Origin of the sequence: Archangium sp., assembly GCF_036277355.1 — a bacterium.
GTDB lineage: Bacteria > Myxococcota > Myxococcia > Myxococcales > Myxococcaceae > Archangium.
Map to the genome: position 1 here is coordinate 46,483 of NZ_DASUNC010000154.1, position 24,708 is coordinate 71,190.

The 24,708-nt window shown below is 70.0% G+C and carries 17 protein-coding genes; 11 read left to right on the forward strand and 6 right to left on the reverse strand.

Annotated elements, in window-relative coordinates:
- Nucleotides 1–60 precede the first annotated feature (60 nt).
- Together VFZ09_RS38440 and VFZ09_RS38445 are read right to left on the reverse strand one after the other, a co-directional pair.
- Nucleotides 61–1,650: a glycoside hydrolase family 57 protein gene (locus VFZ09_RS38440; RefSeq protein ID WP_329732752.1), complete on the reverse strand. Its 1,590-nt coding sequence runs from the start codon at nucleotides 1,648–1,650 to the stop codon at nucleotides 61–63.
- A 9-nt stretch (nucleotides 1,651–1,659) separates the two neighbouring features.
- Nucleotides 1,660–3,156: a DUF4912 domain-containing protein gene (locus VFZ09_RS38445; RefSeq protein WP_329732753.1), complete on the reverse strand. Its 1,497-nt coding sequence runs from the start codon at nucleotides 3,154–3,156 to the stop codon at nucleotides 1,660–1,662.
- A 131-nt stretch (nucleotides 3,157–3,287) separates the two neighbouring features.
- Here VFZ09_RS38445 and VFZ09_RS38450 point away from each other — a divergent pair, with 131 nt between their 5' ends.
- Both VFZ09_RS38450 and VFZ09_RS38455 read left to right on the forward strand, forming a co-directional pair.
- Nucleotides 3,288–5,582, forward strand: coding sequence for a glycosyltransferase family 4 protein (locus VFZ09_RS38450; protein ID WP_329732754.1), 2,295 nt, complete (start codon nucleotides 3,288–3,290; stop codon nucleotides 5,580–5,582).
- Nucleotides 5,583–5,706: 124 nt separating this feature from the next.
- Complete coding sequence (locus VFZ09_RS38455; RefSeq protein ID WP_329732755.1) at nucleotides 5,707–9,744, forward strand: response regulator; 4,038 nt, start codon at nucleotides 5,707–5,709, stop codon at nucleotides 9,742–9,744.
- Between the two features lie 161 nt (nucleotides 9,745–9,905).
- On the opposite strand, the gene VFZ09_RS38460 is transcribed toward VFZ09_RS38455, so the two are convergent.
- Nucleotides 9,906–10,121, reverse strand: a complete 216-nt coding sequence (locus VFZ09_RS38460; protein WP_329732756.1) for a hypothetical protein — start codon at nucleotides 10,119–10,121, stop codon at nucleotides 9,906–9,908.
- Nucleotides 10,122–10,307: 186 nt separating this feature from the next.
- Between VFZ09_RS38460 and VFZ09_RS38465 the strand changes: the two genes are divergently transcribed.
- The 9 genes from VFZ09_RS38465 to VFZ09_RS38505 all read left to right on the forward strand — a co-directional run bounded on the left by VFZ09_RS38465 (nucleotide 10,308) and on the right by VFZ09_RS38505 (nucleotide 22,333).
- Entirely contained in the window at nucleotides 10,308–11,249 is a 942-nt protein-coding gene (locus VFZ09_RS38465) for a MoxR family ATPase (RefSeq protein WP_329732757.1), read from the forward strand.
- 135 nt (nucleotides 11,250–11,384) lie between these two features.
- On the forward strand, nucleotides 11,385–14,429 hold the full coding sequence (gene glnE / locus VFZ09_RS38470) for a bifunctional [glutamate--ammonia ligase]-adenylyl-L-tyrosine phosphorylase/[glutamate--ammonia-ligase] adenylyltransferase (RefSeq protein WP_329732758.1): 3,045 nt from the start codon (nucleotides 11,385–11,387) through the stop codon (nucleotides 14,427–14,429).
- Nucleotides 14,430–14,439: 10 nt separating this feature from the next.
- Entirely contained in the window at nucleotides 14,440–15,861 is a 1,422-nt protein-coding gene (locus VFZ09_RS38475; protein WP_329732759.1) for a patatin-like phospholipase family protein, read from the forward strand.
- Nucleotides 15,862–15,937: 76 nt separating this feature from the next.
- The gene (locus tag VFZ09_RS38480) at nucleotides 15,938–16,885 is read left to right on the forward strand and encodes a branched-chain amino acid transaminase (RefSeq protein WP_329732760.1); all 948 of its coding nucleotides are present in this window, start codon (nucleotides 15,938–15,940) and stop codon (nucleotides 16,883–16,885) included.
- Nucleotides 16,886–16,955: 70 nt separating this feature from the next.
- On the forward strand, nucleotides 16,956–18,290 hold the full coding sequence (locus VFZ09_RS38485) for an AAA family ATPase (RefSeq protein ID WP_329732761.1): 1,335 nt from the start codon (nucleotides 16,956–16,958) through the stop codon (nucleotides 18,288–18,290).
- A gap of 131 nt (nucleotides 18,291–18,421) precedes the next feature.
- Nucleotides 18,422–19,258 (forward strand): Fic family protein, encoded by an 837-nt coding sequence (locus tag VFZ09_RS38490; RefSeq protein WP_329732762.1) that lies wholly within the window; start codon nucleotides 18,422–18,424, stop codon nucleotides 19,256–19,258.
- A gap of 3 nt (nucleotides 19,259–19,261) precedes the next feature.
- A complete protein-coding gene (locus tag VFZ09_RS38495) occupies nucleotides 19,262–19,942 on the forward strand; it encodes a deoxyribonuclease IV (RefSeq protein WP_329732763.1) in 681 nt (226 codons plus the stop codon).
- Nucleotides 19,943–20,060: 118 nt separating this feature from the next.
- On the forward strand, nucleotides 20,061–21,188 hold the full coding sequence (locus tag VFZ09_RS38500; protein WP_329732764.1) for a DHH family phosphoesterase: 1,128 nt from the start codon (nucleotides 20,061–20,063) through the stop codon (nucleotides 21,186–21,188).
- A complete protein-coding gene (locus tag VFZ09_RS38505; RefSeq protein WP_329732765.1) occupies nucleotides 21,185–22,333 on the forward strand; it encodes a cysteine desulfurase family protein in 1,149 nt (382 codons plus the stop codon). The genes VFZ09_RS38500 and VFZ09_RS38505 overlap by 4 nt, the downstream gene beginning before the upstream one ends.
- A 156-nt stretch (nucleotides 22,334–22,489) precedes the next feature.
- On the opposite strand, the gene VFZ09_RS38510 is transcribed toward VFZ09_RS38505, so the two are convergent.
- From VFZ09_RS38510 to VFZ09_RS38520, 3 genes are all read right to left on the reverse strand, one after another.
- The gene (locus VFZ09_RS38510; protein ID WP_329732766.1) at nucleotides 22,490–22,657 is read right to left on the reverse strand and encodes a hypothetical protein; all 168 of its coding nucleotides are present in this window, start codon (nucleotides 22,655–22,657) and stop codon (nucleotides 22,490–22,492) included.
- 218 nt (nucleotides 22,658–22,875) lie between these two features.
- Nucleotides 22,876–23,817 carry a serine/threonine-protein kinase gene (locus VFZ09_RS38515; protein WP_329732767.1) on the reverse strand — a complete coding sequence of 314 codons (942 nt, stop codon included), beginning with the start codon at nucleotides 23,815–23,817 and terminating at the stop codon, nucleotides 22,876–22,878.
- A 4-nt stretch (nucleotides 23,818–23,821) separates the two neighbouring features.
- Nucleotides 23,822–24,679 carry a tetratricopeptide repeat protein gene (locus tag VFZ09_RS38520; RefSeq protein ID WP_329732768.1) on the reverse strand — a complete coding sequence of 286 codons (858 nt, stop codon included), beginning with the start codon at nucleotides 24,677–24,679 and terminating at the stop codon, nucleotides 23,822–23,824.
- Between the last annotated feature and the right edge of the window lie 29 nt (nucleotides 24,680–24,708).

Below are 24,708 nucleotides of genomic sequence, written 5' to 3' on the forward strand. Positions count from 1 at the left end.
AATGAGAGCCAGCCATGTAGGCGCTACACCCTCAACCGCCCGGCGAGCGCCCCGGCCTCCTCACCCCGGGCGGTACACCCGGTAGTCGATCTCCGGGAAGAGGTTGTTCTTGCCCTCGATGTGGGCCAGCCAACCCTCGTCGATGTTCCCGTAGCGGATCTGCTCGTGCAGGCGCTGGAAGCGGAGGATGTGCTCCTTCGTGCGGCGCACGGCGTAGTCCACCATGGTCCCGGTCTTCATGATGAAGGCCCAGTCCGAGGCCTGTGCCAACAGGAGCTCGCGCGCGGCCTGATTGAGCGCCCGGCGCACGAGCGTCGGGGCGTCGGGGTATTCCTTCGCCAGGGCCACCATCTGCCGCGAGCAATGGTGGAGGTGCCGGTAGATCCAATCGTTGGAGCCATCCAGCCACATGTTGGCGTAGCCGCCCGCGCCCCAGGAAGACAGGGGCGGCGTGGCCACCTGGTTCTCCGGGTGCTCGGCCAGATCGTCCGAGGGCGCCACCAGCTGGAACGTCTTCTGCTCCTGGGCCACCTTGCGGATGAGCGCCTCGAGGAACCACGGGCCCTCGAACCACCAGTGGCCGTAGAGCTCGGCGTCGTAGGGGGCCACCACCACCGGCTTGCGGCCTCCCATCTTCCCGGCGAGCCACTCGAACTGCTTCTCGCGGTTGAAGAGGAAGTTGCCCGCGTGGGTGGCGGCCCGCTCGCGCGCGGCGTCCGGATCATAGGGCTGCTTGTCCTGCGTCTTGCCGGTGATCCGGTAGTACTTGAAGCCCGTGTTCTTGCGATCCCCCGTGGGCTGGATGAAGGGCCGGATGTAGTCCAGGTCCAGGTCCCAGCCGATGTCCCGGTAGAACTCGCGGTAGACGGGGTCGCCCGGGTAGCCGTGCTGCGAGCTCCACACCTGCTGGCTGCTCTCGGGATCCCGCGCGTACGCGGCCACGCCCGCTTCCGTGTAGATGGGCGCGAAGGGGCCATGCAGCGGCCGCGGCGTGGCGTCCGTCAGGCCGTGCGTGTCCACGAAGAAGTACCGGATGCGCTCGGCCGCCAGATACTTCTCCACCCCGGGGAAGTAACCGCACTCGGCCAGCCAGATGCCCGGCGCGTCCCGGCCGAAGGTCTGCCGGTAGTGGTTGGCCGCCACGGTGATCTGCGCGCGCACCGCCTCGGGCGTCTGCTGCATCAGCGGCAGGAAACCGTGCGTGGCGTTGCAGGTGATGATCTCCACGTGCCCCGCGTCCTGCAGCCGGCGGAAGGCGCTCACCAGGTCGCGCTTGTAGCGCTTGCGGAAGGCGCCGCGCAGCGTCTCGAAGTGGTCCCGGTAGAAGTGGGCCAGCCGGTTGAAGACGGGATCGTTCTGGGTGCGGTGCACCTCGCGCGCGCCCAGCTCACAGAGCTGATCCAGCTTGCGCGCGTAACGGCCCATGAGCAGCTCGTCGCGCAGCATGGTGACGAGCGTGGGCGTGAGCGTCATCGTCACCCGGAAGGGCACGCCCTCGTCCGCCAGCCGATCGAAGACGAGCAGCAGCGGGAGGTACGTCTCCGAGATGGCCTCGTAGAGCCAGTCCTCCTCGAGGAAGTCCTCGTATTCGGGGTGGCGGACGAACGGCAGGTGGGCGTGCAGGACGAGAGCGAGCGAGCCGATGCTCATGTCATCTCCCTAGCGGCCCAGACCCGAGGAGGAAGGGCGCATCCACGCCCAGACCCATTGCTCGGAGGACCCACCCGGCCCCTGTGAACGCATCCACTCGTCGGAGGAGCCGCCCGGGCCCTGCGACCGCATCCACCACGACTCGGCGGGCCCGGCCTGGGTCCGCGAGGCCACGGACTGCTCGGAGGAGCCGCCCGGACCCTGCGACCGCATCCACTGCTGCTGCTCCGAGGAGCCCGCGGGACCCCAGGAGCCCATCCACGGCTGCTCCGAGGAGCCCTCGGCACGGTGGGCGTGCAGGTAGTCCTGGCCGGGAGCCCCCTCGTCCGGAGCACCGGGGCTGGTGCGCTCGCGCCGCACCTCGGGGATGTCCTCGAAACCACCGCTGCCCGGCAGGGCCACGCGGCGCCAGATGATGTACTCGCGCTCCTCGAAGGGCGGCGTCCGGGTGGGCGCGGTGGCGGCCACCGACTCCATGTTGGCGCCCCGGACGGCGACCGGCGGCATGCGCAGGTAGCGCACCGAGGTGTCCTCGGACGGGCCTCCCGGCGGCAGGAACACCCGGTTCGAGGAGTGGCCGATGCGGCGCGAGCGGCCGTTGCCGCCCACGAAATGGGCCTCCACGCGGTACGGATGACCGGGCGGCAACCCGTGGATGTAGTAGCTGCGCGACTCGAGCGCGACGTCGATCACCCGCACCAGCACGTCGGAGTCGTCATAGACGCGCAGCACGGCGCGCGGCGACTGCAGCCCGTCCAGGGCTCGCCGCCGGGCCTCGGCGCTGAAGTCCCAGAGCACGAAGAGCGTCTGCGGATCTCTCGCCAGCAGCAGCGCCGTGTCGTCCTCGTAGTCCATCGGCAGGTCGCCGAGCTGCTCGTCGTAGTCCGGCGAGCCGAGCGCCTCGCGGGGCCGACGCTTCTGCGACTCGGTGAGGTGGTGGCGCCAGGCCTCCTGTTCCCCCGCCATGCGGGCCACGAAGAAGCCCTCCACCAGCGGCTCCGCGGCATGCTGCGCCACGGGAACGGCCTCGGGAGGCGCGGACGGCTCCGGAGGCGCCTCCAGGGTGACCTCCTCGTCGACCTCGGCCGTGAGCCGGCCCGGCGGCCTGGGCTTGGGCGGGAAGTTCACCACCTCCGCGGGGCGCGGCGGGTGGTGCACCGGGGTCTTCTCGTCATCGTCTCCGGGCAGGGGGTGCTCCGGAGCGGTGGGCTGCTTGGGATGCTCGTCCTCGGGCTTCTCGGTGCGCGAGGCCGCCGAGACGGCCACCGGGGCCTTGCGGGACCCGGCCGTCTTCGAGCCCGCCGTCCCGTCCACCGGGCGCGTCTTCTGGTTGACGGTCCCCGTCCCCTGCTCCTCGAGACCCGCCAGCTTCGCCAGCCGGGGCACCCGCTGCACGAGCGCGGCCAACAAGTCCTTCTTGGTCTTGAGCTTGCTATGCCCGCGTCCGAGATGCTTGCGCGCGAGCTCCCGCAGATACTCCACCGTGACGCTCTTGAGGTCGGCCATAGGCACCTCTCGGCTTAGGTCGCCAGGGGCCGGGGGTCAACGAGCGATTTCACTTCTGTTCGTGGTCATACCTCGGGAATCGCCGGGGGCGGTGACAAGCCGGGAGCCGACTTTGTATTCTCCCGTCCGCCTTGAGCGACCTGCCCAGACTCCTGCTGTGCAGCTTCGATGTCCTCCCCGGCCCTTCTGGCTCGTCGCGGCGGCTGACGGAGTATTTGAAGGCATTGCCCGATCGCTTCTCCGTGGTGGTGCTCTCGGTCAAGACGCCGGACCACTCGCACATCGAGAAGTACCAGGGCGCCCGCCTGCTGCGCGTGCCCGTGGGCGCGGGAGATCTCGCCTCGCGCATCCAGTCCTTCGAGCGCGCCGTGCGCCGCCAGCTGGAGAGCGAGGAGTACGCGCTCGTCCACTTCACCGACCCCTTCGGCGGCTACGCCCTGTGCGAGCTCAAGGGCGACTACGGCTACCGGCTCGTCTACGAGGCCCAGGGCTTCCCCTCGCAGGAGCTGCGCTACACGCACCCGCAGCTGGAGGGTGACCGGAAGTTCCTCTCCAAGGTCCGCCGCCAGGAGCTCTTCTGCCTGATGAACGCGGACCGGGTCATCACCGGCTCGCCCACCACGCGCTCCTTCATCCACTCGCTGGGCGTGGGCCAGGAGTCCGTGCAGGTGGTGCGCGCCCCGGTGGACCTGGGGCCCTACGTGCCCGAGGCGCTCGGCTCGCCGGACGGCGCCCCCATGCGGCTGATGTACCTGGGCAGCCAGGTCGCCTGGCAGGGACTGGCCGGACTGCTGCGGGGGCTCGCACTCGCCGTGAGGGAAGTGGATGTGCGGCTCACACTCGTGGGCGCACGCCACCCGGACTGGCAGCCCCACCTGGAGGACCTCGTCTCCGAGCTCGGCCTCAAGCAGCACGTCGAGTTCCAGCCGCCCGTGGCCCATGACGACGTGGCCAAGGTGCTCGCGCTCGCGGACGTGGGCGTGCTGCCGCTGGACGACGTGGACCGCAACCGCGTGCAGGGCGGCGCCCTCGCCAAGGTCTCCGAGTACCTCGCCGCGGGCCGTCCGGTGCTCGCCACGGATCTCCCCGTCAGCCGGGAGCTCATCCCCTCCTCGGCCGGTGTCTTCTATCCGCCCGGTGACGCCCAGGCGCTCGCGGACCACCTCATCGCGCTGGCGCGCGACGTGCCCCGGCGCGTCTCGCTCGGCAAGCAGGCCCGGGCGTACGCCGAGCAGTGGCTCGACGCGGGCCTCATCCGCGGTCAGCTGCTGGACATCTACGACGGCCTGCTCGGCAAGTCCCCGGTGCCGATGGCGCCCGCCGACGAGTCGAAGATCAGCCCGACGATGACGGGCACGCCCACCAACCGCGTCCTCGCGCTCGCGGGGACGGTGAGCGCGAGCCGGCCGGAAGCCGCGTCTCCGCCCCCCGGCGAGGGGGCCTCCGAGAGCGAGCCCATCCCGGACACGGACCCGGGCGAGGGCGGCCTCGCGCGCGAGGAGCTGCCGCTCGTCACCGGCCACATCCTCTACGAAGAGGGCCTCGACACGCGCCTCATCAAGACGGAGCCAGAGGCCGCTCGGCCCGATGGTCCTCCCGTCATCATGGGGCTGCCCCTGCGCGAGCCCTCCTTCAAGGACCGGGACAACGCGCTGACCGAGCAGGACGTTCGGCCCGGCGGACCTCCCGTCATCATGGGGCTGCCCTTGCGCGAACCCCCCGCTCCGCCCGCGTCTCCCCCGCCCATTCCGCCCCGCCCGAGCCTCGTCACCCGGACGGTCTCCACCGACAACCGCCCGGCCCAGGCTCCGGCCCCAGCCCCGGCACCCGCTGCGGCTCCCGAGCCCGCCCAGGCCCGGCCTCCCGCGCTGCCGCCCCGCCGCGAGGAGCGTCCCGCGCCCCGCCCCGCGGAGCCTCCCGTCCTGCGCCAGGCGCCCGGCCTGCCGGAGAAGTCACGCCCCTCCATCTCCATCCCTCCGCTGCCGCCCAGGGCCCAGCCCCCCAGTGGCTCTCGTCCCGCCGCTCCCCCGGTGCTCGCCCCGCAGCAGCTCCCGCCCCCCCCCGCCGTCCAGGCGCGCATCCCCGCCAGGACCGAGGAGCCCGAGGAGGTACCCGAAGCCGAGGCCGAGGAGATTCAAGAGGTAGACAGCGCTCCGACACCTACCGACGCCCAGCCGTTGGAGGAGCCGGAGGAGATCAGCAGCGCGGAGATCCACGAGGCGGAGACGCCGGAGACGCCGCCCCGGGAGCCGCCCGAGTCGCGGTTGAACCCGTGGTTCGCCCAGCTGGCGCACGGCTACTGCCCGCCCGAGGGGACGCAGTTCGCCCGGCACACCCCGCCCACGACCATGCCCGGCCGGGACGAGGACCCCGCCCCACCTCCCGCGCCGAAGGCGCAGGGAGTGTCACGTGGCAAACCCTCATAATCCGAGAGCCGTGTCCTCCAGGGGAGGCAACCGACCGAGCCCGACACGGAAACTTTCCAAGCCCTTTCGCGCGTGGCTAGGATGTGCCGGTTTTCATTGCACTTTTCGTGGGTAAAAGGGCTGCATGGAGCGCCGCGTCCTCATCGTCGAAAGCCAGAACGACTTCGCCCTCAGCATGGCCACCGTGCTCAAGAGCGCGGGCTATCAAACGGCCATGGCGGCAACCGCCGCCGACGCACAGCGTGAGATGGAGAAGCGCCGGCCGGACCTCGTCGTGGTCCGGGCCGAGCTGCCGGATCAGTCCGGCTTCACCCTGTGCGGGCAGATCAAGAAGGGCAAGTGGGGGCAGAACCTCCGCGTGCTGCTGCTGTCCTCGGACACCGGCGTGGAGGGGCTGAACCAGCACCGCCAGACGCCGGGGGCCGCGGACGGCTACCTCATCATCCCCTTCGAGATGGGAGAGCTCGCCTCCATGAGCGTGGGCATCGTGCCTCCCGAGGAGGAGCAGGCCCCCGCGGGCCACTCGGGTGACGGTCCTCCGCCCATGCCGCCGCCGCTCAAGGGCGCACCCTCCCCCGCGGGAGGTCCGCCCCGGCTGCCCAAGCGTGAGCGCCGCAGCGCCATCACCGAGGAGGATCGCGGCTTCCTCGAGCGCTCCTTCCAGTCCATCGCGGACCGCAAGGCCGAGCTGCTCGCCGAGTCCCGCCAGCTCAAGCGTCCGCCCCCGCGGCGCGACCTGATGGGCACGCCCGAGGGCAAGGTCCAGCTGCTGCGCGACGAGCTCAAGGTGCGCGAGGCGCAGATCGCCCGCATCTCGGAGATCTGGAACGTCCGCGAGCGCGAGCTGCTCTCCGTGGAGGACCGCCTCCACGAGAAGGACGTGGAGTTGCAGGGCCTGAAGATGCAGGTGGATGACCTGCTGCGGCGCTTCAACGAGGCGCAGCAGGGCATGCTCCAGAAGGAGCGCGAGCACGGCGCCACCGTCGACGACCTGCTCCTGCAGAAGTTCTCCGCCGAGAAGGATCTCATCGAGGTGGTGGCCTCCAAGGAGAAGGACATCAACGTCCTTCGCCGCGAGGTGTCCAGCCGCGATGACGAGCTGTCGCGCCGCGCCGGCGAGCTGGAGACCGCCCGCGAGGAGTACGACAAGCTCGAGAAGCACCTGGGCATCGTCACCCTCGAGTTCGAGGTCAAGGAGCAGAAGCTCACCGAGACGGTGCAGGCCCACGAGGCCGAGCTGGCCCGCCGCCAGCAGCGCATCGACTCCGTGGAGGGCGAGCTGGCCCGCACCGTCAGCGAGCGCGACCAGCGCCAGGCCGAGCTGAGCGGGGAGATCCAGGCGCTGCAGGAGCGGCTGGCCCAGACGGAGCAGGAGCGCGACACCACCGTGCGCACCCTGGAGTCGCGTGCCCTCGCGGCCGAGGACCACGGCGCCCGGGCGGACGCGGAGATCCAGCGGCTCGCCGAGGAGCGCAACGCGCTCGAGGCGCGGCTCAACGAGCAGATCGCCGCCCTGGAGTCGGACCTGTCGCGCATGACGGGCGAGCGCGACCAGCTCCAGCAGGACAAGGACGCGCTGGAGAGCGATCTCACGCAGCGGCTGGAGGAGCGCGACGCGAAGGTCGCCACGCTCGAGCGCGAGCTGCAGGAGACCATCGCCCGCAACGAGCACCACGAGGCGGAGCTCAACGCCAACATCCAGCAGCAGATGGAGCGCATCGGCGAGCTGGAGGGCGAGGTCGAGGCCGTCAAGGCCCACCTGGCCGACCGCGAGGCCGAGCTCACCGCCGAGCTGGAGGCCCTCACCCAGGCCCGCAACGAGCTGGAGGCGTCCAAGAACGCCCTGGAGGCCGAGCTCAACGGGCAGATCCAGGCGCTCCAGGAGACCGTCGCCGACCGCGACACGCAGCTCTCCACCACGCAGGGCGAGCTGGACGCCACCTCGCAGACGCTCGCGCAGACGCAGGCCACGCTCTCCCAGACCGAGGAGACGCTGGCCACCACGCGCGGCGAGCTGGAGGCCACCGCCCAGTCGCTCGCCGAGACGCAGAACACGCTCGCCGAGACGCAGGCCACCCTCTCCGACACGCAGGGCCGTCTCTCCGCCACCGAGGAGACCCTCGCCAGCACCCGCGGCGAGCTGGACGCCACCGCCCAGACGCTCGCCGAGACGCAGGCCACCCTGTCCGATACGCAGGGCCGTCTCTCCGCGACGGAAGAGACCCTGTCCACCACGCAGGGCGAGCTGGAGGCCACCTCCCAGACGCTCACCGAGACGCAGGCCACCCTGGCCGACACGCAGGGCCGCCTCTCCGCCACCGAGGAGGCCCTGTCCTCCACCCGCGGTGAGCTGGACGCCACCGCGCAGTCGCTCGCCGACACGCAGGCCACGCTGGCTGACACCCAGGGCCGCCTCTCCGCCACCGAGGAGACGCTGGCCACCACGCGCGGCGAGCTGGAGGCCACCGCCCAGTCGCTCGCCGACACCCAGGCCACGCTGACCGACACGCAGGGCCAGCTGGAGCAGACCCGCGACGAGCTCGCCCGCACCGTGCAGGAGCGCACGGACCGCGAGACGGAGCTGCAGGCCGCCAACTCGGAGATCACCCGCGTCAGCGGCGTCCTCCAGGAGACCGAGGCCCTCAAGCAGGCCATGGAGGAGGAGCTGTCCGAGCAGCTCGGCCAGGTGCGCAACGAGCTGGCCGAGACGCAGGGCGCCCTCGCCGCCACCCGCGAGGCGCTCGCGGGCGAGCAGGCCGCCCACGCCCAGAGCCAGCAGCAGGCCGCCGCCACCCAGGCGGAGCTGGAGGCCACGCTCGCCCAGACGCGAGACCAGAACCAGGAGCTGGAGGAGCAACTCTTCCTCACCAAGCAGGAGCTGGGCAGCCGCGTCGCCGAGGTCACCCAGCTCGGCTCGCAGCTCGCCGAGTCCGAGGACGAGCGCCACCGCGTCGAGGAGCGCCTCAACGCGCTCACCGCCGAGTCCCAGCGCCGCATCGACTTCCTGGAGAAGGACGTCGCCGCCAAGGGCCAGGAGCTGTCGGACACGCTCCAGAAGCTCACCGGCGTGACGCAGGAGAAGGAGCGTCAGCGCGAGGCCCTCAGCCGCGAGGTGGCCGCCAAGACCGAGCAGCTCAAGCAGCTCGACGCCCGCCGCCAGCAGGACGCGGAGCAGGCGAAGCGCAACACCGACGAGCTCACCCGGCAGGCCACCGCCCTCAACACCGAGCTGGAGAACACGCGCAAGCAGCTCGCCGCGCGTGAGGAGCAGCTCAAGGTCGCGGGCAACAACCAGACGAAGCTGCTGTCGGATCGCGACGGGCTGGCCCACCAGCTCGCCGAGGCCCAGGCGCAGCTCCAGGCGCTCCAGCAGGCCCAGGCCCAGGAGCGCACCGAGGCCAAGCGCGCCTCGGACGAGCTGGCCGCGAAGCTGTCCCGCGCCGAGGCCCGCGCCACCCAGCTCACCCAGGAGGTGCAGACCCGCGCCGCCGAGGCCGATGCCAAGGTCAAGGAGGCCCAGACGCAGCTCACCGCCCGGGCGAAGAAGATCCAGGAGCTGGAGCTCGCCGTGGAGAACGCGGCCGGCGCCAAGGCCCGCGTGGAGAAGGACCTCAACGCGAAGGTGGCCGCCGCCGACGCCAAGGTCGCCGACGCCGCCACGAAGCTCGCCGCCGCCGCCAAGGAGCGCAAGGAGCTGGAGGCCCGTCAGGCCAAGGAGCTCGAGGAGCTGGCCAACCGGCAGAAGGCCGAGTTGGAGCGCCGCGACGCCCTGAAGGCCCAGGAGATCGCCCGCCTGCAGCAGTCGGTGCAGGAGAAGAGCAAGGCCCTCAAGGTCGCCGAGCTGGAGCTGGCCCGCTTCAAGACGAAGTCGCCGGGCACTCCGGCCGCGAAGTCCACCGCCGCGGCCAGGCCCGTGGCGGACGAGGACGACAGCGTGCTCACCACGCAGATGAACACCATCGTCCCCGCCGCTCCGGTCAAGGCCGCTCGTCCCGCCGCCAAGAACACCGTGGCCAGGAAGCCCGCCGCCGCGGCGCCTCCCCCCGTCGAGGAGGACGAGCAGGGACCTACTGACCGCACCGTGGTCATGCAGATCCCCACGGGCCCGGGCGCCTCGGACGAGGCCGACTGGACCTCGCTCGTGGACGAGCTGGACAAGTAGTGTGGTTCACCGGCCGCGCGTGGCTCCCCTGCCGCGCGCGGCCGAAGTTCGATCGCAGGAGGACCCTTCCGGGGCCGAGCTCGAGCAACTGGTCCGATTGTCGGACCAGTTGGGGACGAACGCGGCCGGGAGGTGTCTCGGAAGTGCCTACGCCGGGTGACTCAGAGCGCGGCGCGCGCCTGGCGCACGAGCTCCTTGAGCTCGACGGTGGCGACCACCTCGCGGAAGGACACGCGGGTGCCCTGGGGGGCCTGCAGACGGGCCTGCTGCCAGCGAGCCCGCATGGTCCGGGTGGCGACGTAGGCCAGCAGCAGCACGAAGGCTCCCGGAATCAGGGCCACCGCCACCACGAGCACCATGCGCAACAACCAGGACATGACCGCCGCCTCCCCGCTACGAATGCGCGGCTCTATTGCACGTCGCGTGCCCATTGTGGGGAATTCATTTCCCAAGTCGTTCCGGCCACTTGCACAGCGAGCAACCGGCACGGGGGCGTGGAGAAGGCCGGAGGTCTGGCATTTTTGCCGCAGTGGCCTGAAAACCCTTCGGTTAAGTTGAGGGGCGTGAACACCCCCTCCCCTTCGACCCAAGCACACCTCCTGAGCAGCGTGGAGGACGCGGAGACGCGCCTCGAGCAGGTGGGATATCTGGCCTCTGCGGAGATCGCGACCGCGAGCTTCCTGGCGGATCGGCTGCAGAAGCCCATCCTGGTGGAGGGTCCGGCGGGAGTGGGCAAGACGGAGCTGGCCCGGGCGCTGGGACAGGCGCTGGGGCGCGAGTTCATCCGCCTGCAGTGCTACGAGGGCCTGGACGAGGCGAAGGCGCTCTACGAGTGGGAGTACGCCAAGCAGCTGCTCTACACCCAGCTCCTGAAGGACAAGATCGGGGAGATGGTGCAGGGCACGGGGACGCTGAGCGAGGCGGCGGACCGGCTGGCGTCGAGCGACGCGGTGTTCTTCTCCGAGCGCTTCCTGCTGCCGAGACCGGTGCTGAAGGCCCTGCTGTCGGACACGCCGGCGCTGCTGCTGGTGGATGAGATCGACAAGGCGGATCCGGAGTTCGAGGCCTTCCTGCTGGAGGTGCTGTCGGACAACGCGGTGACGATTCCGGAGCTGGGGACGTTCAAGGCGAAGCACGTGCCGCGGGTGGTGCTGACGTCGAACAACGCGCGGGAGCTGTCGGACGCGCTGAAGAGACGGTGCCTGCACCTTCACATCGACTTCCCGGATCGGGAGCGGGAGCTGAGGATCATCCGCAAGCGGCTGCCAGAGGTGTCGAGGACACTGGCGGAGCAGGTGGTGGAGGCGGTGGCGGCGATCCGGAAGCTGGACCTGAAGAAGGCGCCGTCGATCAGCGAGACGCTGGACTGGGTGCAGAGCCTGGCGCTGCTGAACGCGGAGTCGCTGACGGCGGACATGGTGGCGGCGACGTTGAACCTGGTGCTGAAGCACGAGGGAGACATCCAGAAGGCGAAGAGCAACCTGGCGCAGATCGCCCAGGCCTGAGCCAGACCCCCACGCACACCAAACACCCAACGCCCAACAAACACCCCTCTCCCCCCGGGAGAGGGACGGGGTGAGGGTGCCAGGATCCCAGGTTGAACCCGTGTATGCCCCCTCTCCCTCTGGGAGAGGGTTGGGGTGAGGGTCGAGATGACCTGGACCGAGGAACCACTGAGGGAAGAGGGCTTCGAGAACGCGAAGCGGGCAGCCAAGGAACTCTCGGTCCTCTCGGCGGAGCTCGGACCCGAAGCAGCGGAACGAATCCACGAGGCCGCGAAGCGAACCTCGGAGCCGGACGAGATCATCGCGGCGTTCGACCGGATCCGCGAGGGCCTGCGAGGCCTCCCAGAAGTCACCCTCACGCGCCTGTTGGACTGGCTGCCCGCGGTCTTCCACGCGAGCACCTTCGCGCCGCGACTGCTGACCACGAGACCCGGGCTGCTGCGTTGGCTGGCGGGCTCGCGAACACTGGCGCGAGAAAAACCCCGGGAGCACTACCGCTGCGAGGCGCAGTCGGCCACGCGCCGCATCGCCCCGGCGGACGCGGAGGGGCTGTACCGCCGCCTGCGCCGCTACAAGTACCGCGAACTGCTGCGCCTCATGGTGCGCGACGCGGCCCTGCGAGCGCCGATGTCGGAACTGGGCCGGGAGCAGACGTCCCTGTCCGAGGCGCTCATCGGAGCGGCGCTGTCGTGGGCGGAGCGAGCCCTCCAGGCGAAGTACGGTACACCGGACACACCGGGCTTCTGCATCCTGGGGATGGGGAAGCTGGGAGGAGAGGATCTCAACTTCAGCTCGGACGTGGACCTCATCTACCTGTACCGGGCGGACGGGCACACGACGGGGGGCACAGCGGGCGCACTGCCCACGGTGCAGTACTACACGCGGCTGGGCGAGGCGGTGACGCAGGCGCTGACGAAGGTGACGGCGGAGGGCTTCTGCTACCGGGTGGATCTGAACCTGCGCCCGCAGGGACGAGCGGGGGCGATGGTCATCTCGCTGCCGGCGTCGCTGGCGTACTACGAGACGTTCGGGCGCATGTGGGAGCGCGCGGCACTCACGAAGGCGCGAGCGGTAGCGGGAGACGCGACGCTCGCGGAGGAACTGCTGGGCGAGCTGGGGCCGTTCATCTGGCGGAGGAGCCTGGACCTGTCGGCGGTGGACGGGCTGAGAGATCTGAAGGCGCAGATCGACATGCGCGGCAAGGCGAGCGCGGATGACGTGAAGCTGGGCCCTGGGGGAATCCGCGAGGTGGAGTTCTTCGTCAACGCGCTGCAACTGTTGCAGGGAGGCAAGGATCCGAACCTGCGCGAGCCGAGGACGATGAGGGCGCTGCGCAAGCTGGAGCGAGCGGGCTTCGTCTCGGGGCCGGACGCGGATGCACTGGAGGAGGCGTACGTCTTCCTGCGGCGGGTGGAGAACCGGCTGCAGATGCTGGAGGAGCGGCAGACGCAGGCGTTGCCCACGGGCGAGCGGGAGCGGCGCCGGCTGGCCACGTCGCTGGGCCACGCGGACTGGGAGACCTTCCGGGCCGAGCTGGAGCGGCACCGGCGCTTCGTGCTGGAGGCCTTCAACACACTGCTGGGACAGACGGCGCGAGACGAACTCCCCGACGAGCCCCTCCTAACGCTCGCGCTGGACGCGGACCTGCCGCCGGAGCAACGCCAGGCGGCGCTGGCGCAACGGGGCTTCGAGGACCCCGAGCGGGCGCTGGCCGAGCTGGAGCGGCTGACGCGGGTGCCCCACTCACCCTTCACGGATGGGGGCTCGGGGGTGAAGGCGGTGCGGCTGCTGTCGGAGCTGGCGCAGACGCCGGACCCGGACCAGGCGCTGCTGCACTTCTCGGACTTCCTCGCTCGGCTGCACCAGCCCGAGGGCTACCTGCGGCTGCTCACGGGCATGCCTCGGGCGAGCCGCCGCCTCTTCAACCTCTTCGGGCAGAGCGACTACCTCTCGCGCATCTTCCTGCGGCACCCGGAGCTGCTGGATGCCCTGGTGCAGGCGCAGCTGGACGAGGCGCACAAGTCCACCGAGCGCATCCGCCAGGAGCTGGGCGCGCGGCTGGCGCGGCACCCGGACGCGGAGGCGAAGCACGGAGCGATGCCGCGCTTCAAGAACGAGGAACTGCTGCGCATCGGCCTCAACGACATCGGGGGAGACCTCACGGTGCCGGAGGTGGCGCGGCAGCTCACGGCGGTGGCGGACGCCATCCTCGACGAGTGCCTCTTCCTGGCGCTGGAGGAACAGCGCGAGCGCTACGGCATGCCGCTCGACGCGAGCGGGAAGCGCGAGGGGCTGGTGGTCATCGCCATGGGCAAGCTGGGCGGGTACGAGCTGGGCTACCACTCGGACCTGGACCTCATCTTCGTCTACAGCGGCAACGGCCAGGCGGACACGAGCGGAGGCAGCCGCGGCGCCATCACCCACCACGAGTACTTCGCCAAGGCCGTGCAGCGGCTCCTGACGCTGCTCCAGGTGCAGCTGCGCGAGGGGCACCTCTACAAGATCGACGCACGGCTGAGGCCCTCGGGGAACCAGGGCGCGCTGGTGGTGAGCCAGGACGCCCTGCGCGAGCACCACCAGAAGCGGGCCCAGCTCTGGGAGCGCCAGGCGCTCATCAAGGCCCGGCCGGCCGCGGGAGACGCGGCGCGCTTCCGCCCCTTGCAGGACGAGGTGCTCGCCCCGCTCGTCTACGAGCGTCCCCTGCCCCCGGACGCGGCGGCGGAGATCGACCGGCTGCGCACGCGCATGGAGCGCGAGCTGGCCCACGAGAACGCCCAACAGCTCAACCCGAAGCTGGGCCAGGGCGGGCTGGTGGACGTGGAGTTCACCGTCCAGTACCTGCAACTGGTGCACGGCCGGGAGCACCCGAGGGTGCGAAGCACCAACACGCTGGCGGCGCTGGAGGGACTCCAGGCCGAGGGCCTCCTGCCCCCCGAGGACGCCGAGGCGCTGCGCCAGGGCTACCTCTTCCTGCGCCGGGTGGAGAACCGGCTGCGGCTCGTGCACGCCAGCTCCCTGGCCCACATGCCCACCGGTGGCCGGCCCCTGGCGCAGCTCGCGCGCCGGCTGGGCGTCCTCGGCACCGAGCCGGGAGAAACGTTCCTCGCCCAATACAGAGCCAGCGCCGCCCGCGTGCGGGACGTGTATGCTCGCGTCCTTCGCGCCCCGCGCTCCGTCTGAGTCACTGCCCGTGCTGCTGAAGCAACGCTTTCAAATCCTCCGGCCCCTCGAAGAGATGGAAGTGGCCCTGGTCCGCGCGGCGGTGGACTCGCCCTCGCTGTTGGACTCGCGCGAGGAGGCCGTGCTGCGTACCGCCCTGTCCCTGGCGCGCCTCTACAAGCTGCGCCACGAGGGCCATGACCACTCCGTGGAAACGTGGACCGCGCCCCTGCGCGAGGACGTGACGCGGAGGCTCGGCCCGGTGCTGCTCGGCGGGCGCCGCATCACCCGGGACCAACTGGTGCCCCACGTGCGCGACCTGCGCGCTCCGGTGCTCAAGCTGCGCGACGAGCTCGTCCACCACCTGCACGGGCGTGTCCCCGAGGACGTGCTCCACCGCGAGCTGCGGCACAAGTCGCTGGTGGTGGTGGCCGGCGGCGGCGGCGGCGTGGCCTACGTGTACCTGGGCGTCATGAGCCTGCTGGACGAGCACGGCCTCAAGCCGTCACTGCTCGCGGGCACCTCCATGGGCGCCATCCTGATGCTGATGCGCTCGCGCATGGCGCGCTTCGACCAGGGCGAGCTGGTGAGCATCATCCGCAGCCTCTCCTGGCGGAAGCTCTTCCGCTTCATCTCCACGGAGAACCGCTACGGGCTGCCGGCGGCGCTGCGGCTGTTCCTGCGCTCGGGCCTGGGCCGCTACTTCAACACGGGGCCGGGGATGCCCGAGTCGGGCATCCGGCTGAAGGACCTGCCCGTGCCCATGATCGTCGCGGTGGGCGGCATCCGGCGCGGCATGCTGCCCCGGCCCCTCGAGTACTACGAGCGCCTGCTGGGTACGAGCCCGGTGAGCCTGCTCAGCCCCACGGGCGTGGCGCGCCGCATCCAGGCGGTGATGGGCACCCTGGCCGAGTTCTTCACCCGGCCGGAGATCATGGTGAAGCTCCACCTCGGCGCGGACGAGACGACGGCGGGCTTCGACGCCATCGACGCGGCGGGCTTCTCCTCCTCGCTGCCCGGCGTCATCCACTACGACATGCTGCGCGATGACGTGCACATGCGCGGCCTGCTGGACGGGATGATGGAGGACAAGGGCATCTTCCGGCTGCTGGACGGCGGGCTGGTGGACAACCTCCCCGTGAAGGCGGCCTGGAAGGCGGTGCACCACGGCAACATCGGCACGCGCAACGCCTTCTTCCTCGCGCTCGACGGCTTCGCCCCCAAGCTCACCACCCCCTTCTGGCTGCCCCTGCAACGGCTCGCGGCCATGACGGTGGCGCCCAACCTCCCCTACGCCCACCTCGTCAAACGCTTCGGCACCACCCTCTCCCCCCTCGAGCTGGTGCCTTCCGTCCAGTTGGCGACCAAGGCCATGCACTACGGCCGCAAGCAGCTCGGCGCGGACATGCCCTTCCTCTCCCGCATGTTGTCGCCTCTTCCCCACCTGGGGTGACGAGTTGCTTTGAATTCAAACGAACTCCTGGAAGAATGGGGTCCTCACTCCTTCCCCACTTGAAGAGGACCCTTTCATGAGCTCGACCTCCGGCAACGTCGTGCGCTCCGACCAGATCTGGCTCGATGGCAGGCTGGTCAAATGGGACGAGGGCCAGGTGCCCGTGATGACCCACGCCCTGCACTACGGGCTGGGGGTCTTCGAGGGCATCCGGGCCTATCGCACCCACGATGGCCGGCTCGCGGTGTTCCGCCTGCGCGAGCACATCGAGCGGCTGTTCGACTCGGCCCACATCTGCATGATGAAGCTGCCCTACACGGTGGAGCAGCTCATGGAGGCGTGCCTGGAGCTGCTGCGCAAGCAGAAGGACCAGTTCGCCAACGGGGCCTACCTGCGTCCCATCGCCTTCATGGGCGACGGCGCCATGGGCCTGGGCGCCATCAACCCCACCCGCGTGGCCGTCACCGCCTGGGACTGGGGCGCCTACCTCGGCGACAAGGGCATCCGCGACGGCATCCGCGCCAAGGTGAGCTCCTACACCCGCATGCACGTCAACGTGAACATGGTGCGCGGGAAGATCTCCGGCCAGTACGTCAACTCCATCCTCGCCAAGCGCGAGGCCGTGCTCGCCGGCTATGACGAGGCCATCCTCCTGGACATCAGCGGCTTCGTCGCCGAGGCCTCCGGGGAGAACATCTTCCTCGTCAACAAGAAGGGCGTCATCAAGACCCCGCCCCTCTCCTCCCCCATCCTCGACGGCATCACCCGCGACACGGTGCTCAAGATTCTCCGCGACTCGGGCCGCACGGTGGAGGAGGTCACCGTCACCCGCGACGCCCTCTACATCGCCAACGAGGTCTTCTTCACCGGCACCGCCGCGGAGATCACCCCCGTGCGCGAGGTGGACAACCGCACCGTGGGCTCCGGCAAGCCCGGGCTCATCACCCAGTATGTGCAGGAGACCTACTTCCGCACCGTCCGGGGCCAGGAGCCGCGTTACGCCGAGTGGCTCACCTACGTCTGACGGGCTCCCCAGCGGCCAGGGGACTCTGGACGTGCCGGAAGGGGGGCGGATGGGCTAGAAGTACGGGCCGATGCGCCCCGAGTACAACGCCCCCCCCAATCCGTTCAATCTCGAGAACCCGTCCATCCTCGACATCGCTCCGCCGGAGCCCAAGTCGTTGGAGGAGACGGGCCTGAAGATCGGCCTGCTCTCGGACATCGCGCTGCGCTACCTGTACTACCAGGGCACCGCCACGGGCATGGACATCGCCCAGGAGCTGCGCCTGCCCTGGCCCGGCGTCATCGAGCGCGTGGTGGACTTCCTCACCGCCGAGAAGCTGGTGGATCTCCGGGGCGGCAAGGGCTTCGGCCGCGCCTCGGTGGACTTCATCCTCACCGAGAAGGGCCGCGAGTACACCCGCGGCGCCATCGAGCGCAGCACCTACGTGGGCCCCGCCCCCATCCCCATCGAGCAGTACAACGCCCTCATCACCGCCCAGACGGAGGAGAGCCCCGTCATCAGCCGTGAGGATCTGGTGCAGGGCCTCGCCCACCTCACCGTCAACGCGGACCTGATGGACAAGCTGGGGCCGGCGGTGAACTCGGGCCGCTCGCTCTTCCTCTACGGACCCCCGGGCAACGGCAAGACGAGCCTCGCCGAGGCCATCAGCCGCATGTTCGGCGGCGAGGTCTTCATCCCCCACTGCCTGGAGATCGACAACCAGATCATCAAGGTCTTCGACGCCCTCAACCACATCCCCATCACGCTCGAGTCCGAGCGCGATGCCCAGGGCCGGCGCGCGACCTTCGAGATGGATCACCGCTGGCAGCTGTGCCGGCGCCCCGCCGTCGTCGTGGGCGGCGAGCTGACGCTCGAGACGTTGGATCTCATCTACTCGCCCACCGCGCGCTTCTACGAGGCGCCCTTCCAGGTGAAGGCCAACGGCGGGATGCTCCTCATCGACGACTTCGGCCGCCAGAAGGTCCACCCCACGGATCTCCTCAACCGGTGGATCGTCCCCCTGGAGAAGCGGGTGGACTTCCTCACCCTGCACACGGGCAAGAAGTTCGAGATCCCCTTCGATCAGCTGCTCGTCTTCTCCACCAACCTGGACCCCAAGGAGCTGGTGGACGAGGCCTTCCTGCGGCGCATCAAGTACAAGATCGAGGTCAACAACCCCGACGAGGAGATCTACCGGGAGATCTTCGCCCGGGTGTGCGAGGCCGCCGGCATCCCCTACGTGGACCAGGCCGTCACCTACCTCTTCGAGCACTACTACAAGCCGAACAACATGCAGCTGCGCGCCTGCCACCCGCGCGACCTGGTCCAGCTCATCAAGGACGCGGCCCGCTACCGGCAGATTCCCCCGGCGCTCTCCAAGGATCTGCTCGACCAGGCGTGCGAGGTCTTCCTGGTCAGTCTATGAGACAAGTAGCGTTTTAATTGTCCTAAGCTGCTGGAATTTCTACAATCAGGAAACCGTTGTTCCCGCTGGCCGGGTTTACCGTCCCGACCCGCCGGTCCCGCTGGCAGCCGGTGTGAAGGAGCGTCACGTCCGTGAAGGAACGCTACCAAGAGATCGACGAGAAGAACGAAACGCTGCGCGACTACCTTGGCATTTTCAAGGACAAGAGCCGCGACTTCCTGGAGAAGTTCGAGATGTCGTGGATCTACCACGACGCGGCGCTCGAGGGGACGGTGTACACCCAGCAGGAGCTGGTGTCCGCGCTCTTCCCGGAGCGGGCCAGCATGGATCCGGCGATGATCCCCGTGGTGCTGGAGGTGCGCAACCACAAGGCGGCGTGCGACTTCCTGCGCGAGGAAGCGGCCACCACGGGCAAGAAGCAGACGCAGATCACGCTGACCACCATCAAGCGGATCCATGATCTGCTGTGCGGCAACACGCCGGAGGCGCAGCAGGCGCGCGCCAACATCGAGCGGCGCGAGCGCACGGAGAAGGAGCTGGCCAAGGAGCGGGAGCGCAGCGGCTACCGCAAGGACATGCCCCTGCACCGCACGTACTTCCACGAGATCGCCCAGCCGGCGAAGATCCAGCCGGCGCTGGAGAAGCTGGTGGACTACACGGGCAGCGCCGAGTACCGCGAGTTCCACCCCATCAAGCAGGCGGCGGTGGTGCAGCACAAGTTCATGCAGATCTTCCCGTTCACGGAGAACAGCGGGAAGGTGGGGCGGATGCTCACCAACCTGGTGCTGCTGCGCAACGGGTACATGCCGGCGATCATCCACTCGATCGATCGGCAGCGGTACTACGAGTCGCTGCGCGGGGCCGAGGGCGTGTTCCGGGCGCTGCTGATGGACGCCATCGAGAACTCGCTGGACAACGGCGTGAAGTACTTCAAGGACATGAGCCGGCGGTACAAGGCCATCAACTAGGCCGTGCGTGTCGGGGCTCACGAGTCCATCGCGGGAGGCGTGAGCCGGGCGCTCGCGCGGGCCGAGGAACATGGCGCGCGCAGCCTGCAGGTCTTCACGAAGAACGCCCGGGGCTGGAAGGCCCCGCCCCTCACCGAGGAGGAGTGCCGCGCCTTCCGCGAGGAGGTGCGGCGCACGGGGCTGCCGGTGGTGGCGCACGGCAGCTACCTGGTGAACCTCGGCACCGAGGAGCCGGCGCAGCGCGAGAAGTCGCTGGACTGCGTCGTCGAGGAGCTCACCCGGTGTGAGCGGCTCGGCATCCCCTTCCTCATCCTCCACCCCGGCGGACACCCGGACGAGCGGCGTGGGCTGGCGCTGATTTCGCGGGCGCTGGACGAGGTGCACGCGCGCACGCCGCGCTTCCAGTCACGCATCTGCCTGGAGGTGACGGCGGGCCAGGGCCACTGCCTGGGCTGGCGCTTCGAGCACCTGGCGGAGGTGCTGTCCCAGACGAAGGACGCGGGGCGCCTGGGCATCTGTCTGGACACCTGCCATCTGTTCGCCGCGGGGTACGATCTCTCGACGGAGGCCGGTTACCATGGGGTGATGGAGGAGTCGACAGCAAGAAACCGTTGGGGTGCCGGGTGGATCGGCATGAAGAAGTGGGCAAGGGAGCGCTCGGGCTCACGCCCTTCCGCTGCCTGATGAAGGACGCGCGCTTCGTCAACACCATTGGAATCCTGGAGACCCCGTACCCCGAGCGTTACGCAGAAGCCATCAAGCGTCTCGAATCGCTGGGCCGGAGGAAGTAAACACAGCACCCATGCCTGCTACACCGACAGCCAACAGCCGCAGGACGCCCGGAAGCGGAGAGGGCTCGGAGCCCGCGCCGCCACGGCTCGCGAACCTGCCGGCACGCGCCAAGCTGGAGCGGCTGCTCCGGGTGGCCAAGGGTCACAAGAAGGCCCTCGTGCTCACCCATGACAATCCGGATCCCGACTCCATCGCCGCGGCGGTGGCCCTCGCCCAGCTGCTCGAGAAGCATGCGGGCGTGGAGGAGGCCCGGGTGGGCTACGGCGGCATCATCGGCCGGGCGGAGAACATCGCCTTCGTGAAGGTGCTCCGGCTGCCCGTGGTGCCCATCGCTCAGCTGGACCTGGACGAGTATGACCTGCTGGCGCTCGTGGACACGCAGCCGCCCACGGGCAACCACGCCATTCCGCCGCGCCTGCGCGGGGAGGTGGACATCGTCATCGACCACCACCCGCTGCGCAACGAGAGCCTCGAGTCGCCCTTCGCGGACGTGGGAGGAGACTTCGGCTCGACGTCGACGATGCTGGTGGAGTACCTGCGCGCCGCGGGGATGGAGCCGTCCACCGAGGTGGCCACCGCGCTCTTCTATGGGCTGAAGGCGGACACGCGCGACCTGGGACGCGAGACGACCCAGACGGACATCGACACGTACCTGTGGCTGTTCCCGCGGATGCAGAAGCACCTGCTGGGGCAGATCGAGCACCCGGAGCTGCCGGCGCGCTACTTCCAGCTGTACCACACGGCCTTCGAGCGGGCGAAGGTGTACGGGGACACGGCGATCGTGACGGACCTGGAGGAGGTCTACTCGCCGGACATGGTGGCCGAGGTGGCCGAGCGGCTGATGTTCCTCGAGGGGATGAAGTGGTCGCTGGCGTACGCGACGTACCGCAACCAGCTCTTCCTGTCGCTGCGGGTGAAGGATCGGCGGATGAACGCGGGGCGGTTGATCCGGGAGATCTGCGAGGACTACGGCGGCTCGTCGGGAGGCCACGGCAGCATGGCGGGCGCGAGGATTCCGCTGTCGGGGAGGGCGACGCAGCGCAAGGCGGTGAAGCGCGAGCTGGTGCGCAAGTTCCTCGAGGCCTTTGGAGTCGCGGATGAGCGTCCGGTGGGGCTGCTGTCCGCGCCCTCGCCGTGATCTACTGGGACCACAACGCGGCGGCGCCGGTGAGGCCGGAGGTGGCGGCGCTGCTGACGAAGGCCTTCGCCGAGGGAGGTTGGGGCAACGCCTCCAGCGTGCACCGGAGCGGGCGTGAGGCGCGGGGCCGGTTGGACGCGGCGCGGGCCCGGGTGGCACGCGTGCTGGGCTGTGAGCCGAAGGAGGTGTGCTTCACCGGCTCGGGCTCGGAGGCGGACGCGCTGGCGTTGAAGGGCGTGTGGCTCGCGCGGAAGGAGACGCGGCGGCGGCGCGTGGTGAGCTCGGCGATCGAGCACCCGGCGGTGCTGGCGGCGTTGAAGCAGCTGGAGGCGCTGGGCGCGGAGGTGGTGCGGGTGCGTCCGGGACGGGACGGCCAGGTGCCCCTGGAGGCGATGCTGGAGGCGCTGACGCCGGAGACGGTGCTGTGCTCGTTGATGTGGGCGAACAACGAGACGGGCGTGGTGCAGCCGGCGGCGGAGCTGTCGCGGGCGTGCCGTCAGCGGGGCATCCTGTTCCACACGGACGCGGTGCAGGCGGTGGGAAAGCTGCCGGCGCACCTGCACGAGGTGGACGCGGATCTGCTGGCGCTCTCGGCGCACAAGTTCGGAGGGCCCGCGGGAGCCGGAGTGCTGGTGGTGCGCAAGGGCGTGGAGCTGCAGGCGCTGACGCCGGGCCACCAGGAGGCGGGACTGCGCGGAGGGACGCAGAACGTGCCCTACGCGGAGGCGCTCGCCCTGGCGCTGGAGCTGGCGCACGAGGAACAGCCGGTGCACGCGGAACGGGTGCGGACGCTCCGGGACACGTTCGAGCGGGAGGTGCGCTCGCGCATCCCGGACGTGACGGTGAACGGAGAGGGAGCACCGCGGGTGCCGAACACGAGCAACCTGTGCTTCCACGGCGCGGACGGTGAAGCGCTGCTGATCGCGCTGGACCTGGAGGGCATCTGCGTCTCGTCGGGAGCGGCGTGCGCCTCGGGAACGCTGACGCCCTCGCACGTGCTGCTGGCGATGGGACTCACGCCGGCGCAGGCCCACGGAGCGCTGCGCTTCTCACTGGGCCCGAAGGCGACGGAAGAGGAAGTGGCCCGGGTGGTGGAGGCCCTGACCACGCACGTCCCGAGGGCCCGGGCGCTGAACCTGGAGTAACCGCTCCAATCCCCACCGAGCCCAATATCCCCTCGCCCTCCGGGAGAGGGACGGGGTGAGGGTGCCACGGGTCCCAGGTTGAGCCCGTGTCATGCTCCCTCTCCCTCTGGGAGAGGGCTGGGGTGAGGGTCTTCCCCTCCCCTACCGTGCCCCCGGCTACCACTTCTGGTCGGGCAACTGCTTCTCGCGAACGTCCTCGGGGGGCTGGCCGTAACCCGGAGAGCCCTCGTGGGACTCCTGGATCTTGTCCGGCTTGCGCTCGACCTTGCGCTCCGTGTCCGCCTCGCGGGTCTCCTGCGGCTTCTGCTCCTTCTGGGTCGCCATCTCGAATCCTCCCTCGCGCGCTGGCGCTGACTTCGTGCAGGGGAAGATCGGCATCGGACAGAGGACTGGCATCCAGGGACCAGGCGGACAGGGGAGCGGAGACCCTCACCCCAGCCCTCTCCCAGAGGGAGAGGGAGCACACACGGATCCAACCCGGGGCGCCCGATACCCTCACCCCGACCCTCTCCCGGAGGGCGAGGGAGGGGATGCACGGGGAGCTACTTCGCGTCGGTGATTCCGAACAGCCCTCGCACCACGGCGGCGATGGCCAGCGGCGTGCCCACGCGCTCGTCGTAGTGCGGCGCCAGCGCCTCGGCGAAGGCCTCGGCCGTGACGAACCGGTCCTCGGGGTTCACCGCGAAGCCCCGATGGATGATCTCATCCAGCGCCTCGGGGATCTCCGGGCGGATGAGGCTCGGCGGCAGGTAGTCCCGGTAGACGATCTTCGTGAAGACCTCTTCCGGGGTGCTGCCGGTGAAGGGGCGCTGGAGCGTCAGCAACTCGTACAGCACGACGGTGGCGGCCCACAGGTCCACCGAGGGCGCGATCGCGCCCTGCAGCGCCTCGGGCGACAGGTAGTAGGGCTTGCCGAGCACCTCGCCGCCCTGGAGCACGCCGTCCACGCGCAGCCGGGCCACACCGAAGTCGCCGAGCTTGATGTCCCCCAACCGCGAGATGAACAGGTTGGAGGGCGAGATGTCGCAGTGGACGATGCCCAGGGGCTCGCCCTGGGGGCCGGTGGCGGAGTGGGCGTAGCCCAGGGCCTCGAGCAGCGTGCGCGCCAGATAGACGGAGAAGTCCAGGGGCAGGTGGATGCCGCGGTGCTTGCAGCGGCGCAGAATCTGTCCCAGGTCCCGGCCGTCCACCAGGTCCATGACGATGAAGTACTGGCCCTCGGCCACGCCCACGTCGAGCACCTGGACGATGTTGGGATGGTCCAGCTGCTTGGTGAGACGGGCCTCGGAGGCGAAGAGCGCGACGGAGGCCGGATCCTTGGTGAGGGCGGGCAACAGCCGCTTGAGGGCCACCGTCCAGCCCTGGCGCGGGCCGGAGCGCACGCGGGCGCGGAAGACCTCGGCCATGCCTCCCTTGCCGAGCTGCGACTGGATTTCGTAGTTGCCGAGGATCCGGGGGATCCGCGGCGTGGGAGAGGTGCTCACGCGCTCAGGGTCCCGTCTGTTGCCGCCTTCCGGCAGAGGCCTTGTTGTTCGCGACTGCCTGCTGGATCAGCCCCAGGTATCTGTTGAAGAAGGCCGCGTCCGTGCCCAGGAGCCGATCCAGCTCCGCGTCCTGGGTGCCCTCGGGGATGGCGAAACCGAGCTTCACCGCCTGCCCCAGGCTGGCCAGCGCCTGCTTCTTGTCCCCCAGCCGGCTGTAGGCGCAGGCCAGGTTGTAATGGATGCTCGACTCACGCGGGTTGAGCGTCCGCGCCCGGTTCAGGGCGTCGATGGCGTCGTGGGCCTGGCCCCGCATCAACCAGGCCGTGCCCAGGCCGAAGAAGGCCACCCAGTTGCGGTCATCATGGGTGATGCTCCGCTCGAACTCGGCCGCCGAGCCGCTCCAATCCTTCGCGCCCAGGAGCCGGTTGCCCCGCTCCAGCGCCTCCTTGGCGGCCTCGGGGTTGCGCTTCTCCGTGCGCAGACGCGCCATGGCGGGCGGACCACTCCGCCCCGGCGCCTGCACGGGCACCGCCTGCGCCGGCTGCAGCACCAGCAGTCCATTCTTGCCCAGCCCCGGCGCCTGGCAGCCCGCCTGTGGCCGGACATAGGCCGTCAGGGTCCTGTCCTCGGTGCTGTAGACGGCGAGGATGGGCAGGGTGCCCACGGCGGGACAGGACGCGCCCTCCAGGCACAGGGTGAGCTGCCCCACCAACACGTTCCCCAGCAGTTGCCCCTCCAACACCGGGCTCTGGGGCTTGAAGCGGCAGGGGCCCCCGTCGACGGCATGGGCGACCAGGCGCTCGTGCTCGATGCCCCACTCCACCCGGCCCAGCACGTCCGCCTGGTAGCTTCCCTGGGGCACGGCTTGTGCCCTGGCGGCGGCTCCGGGGG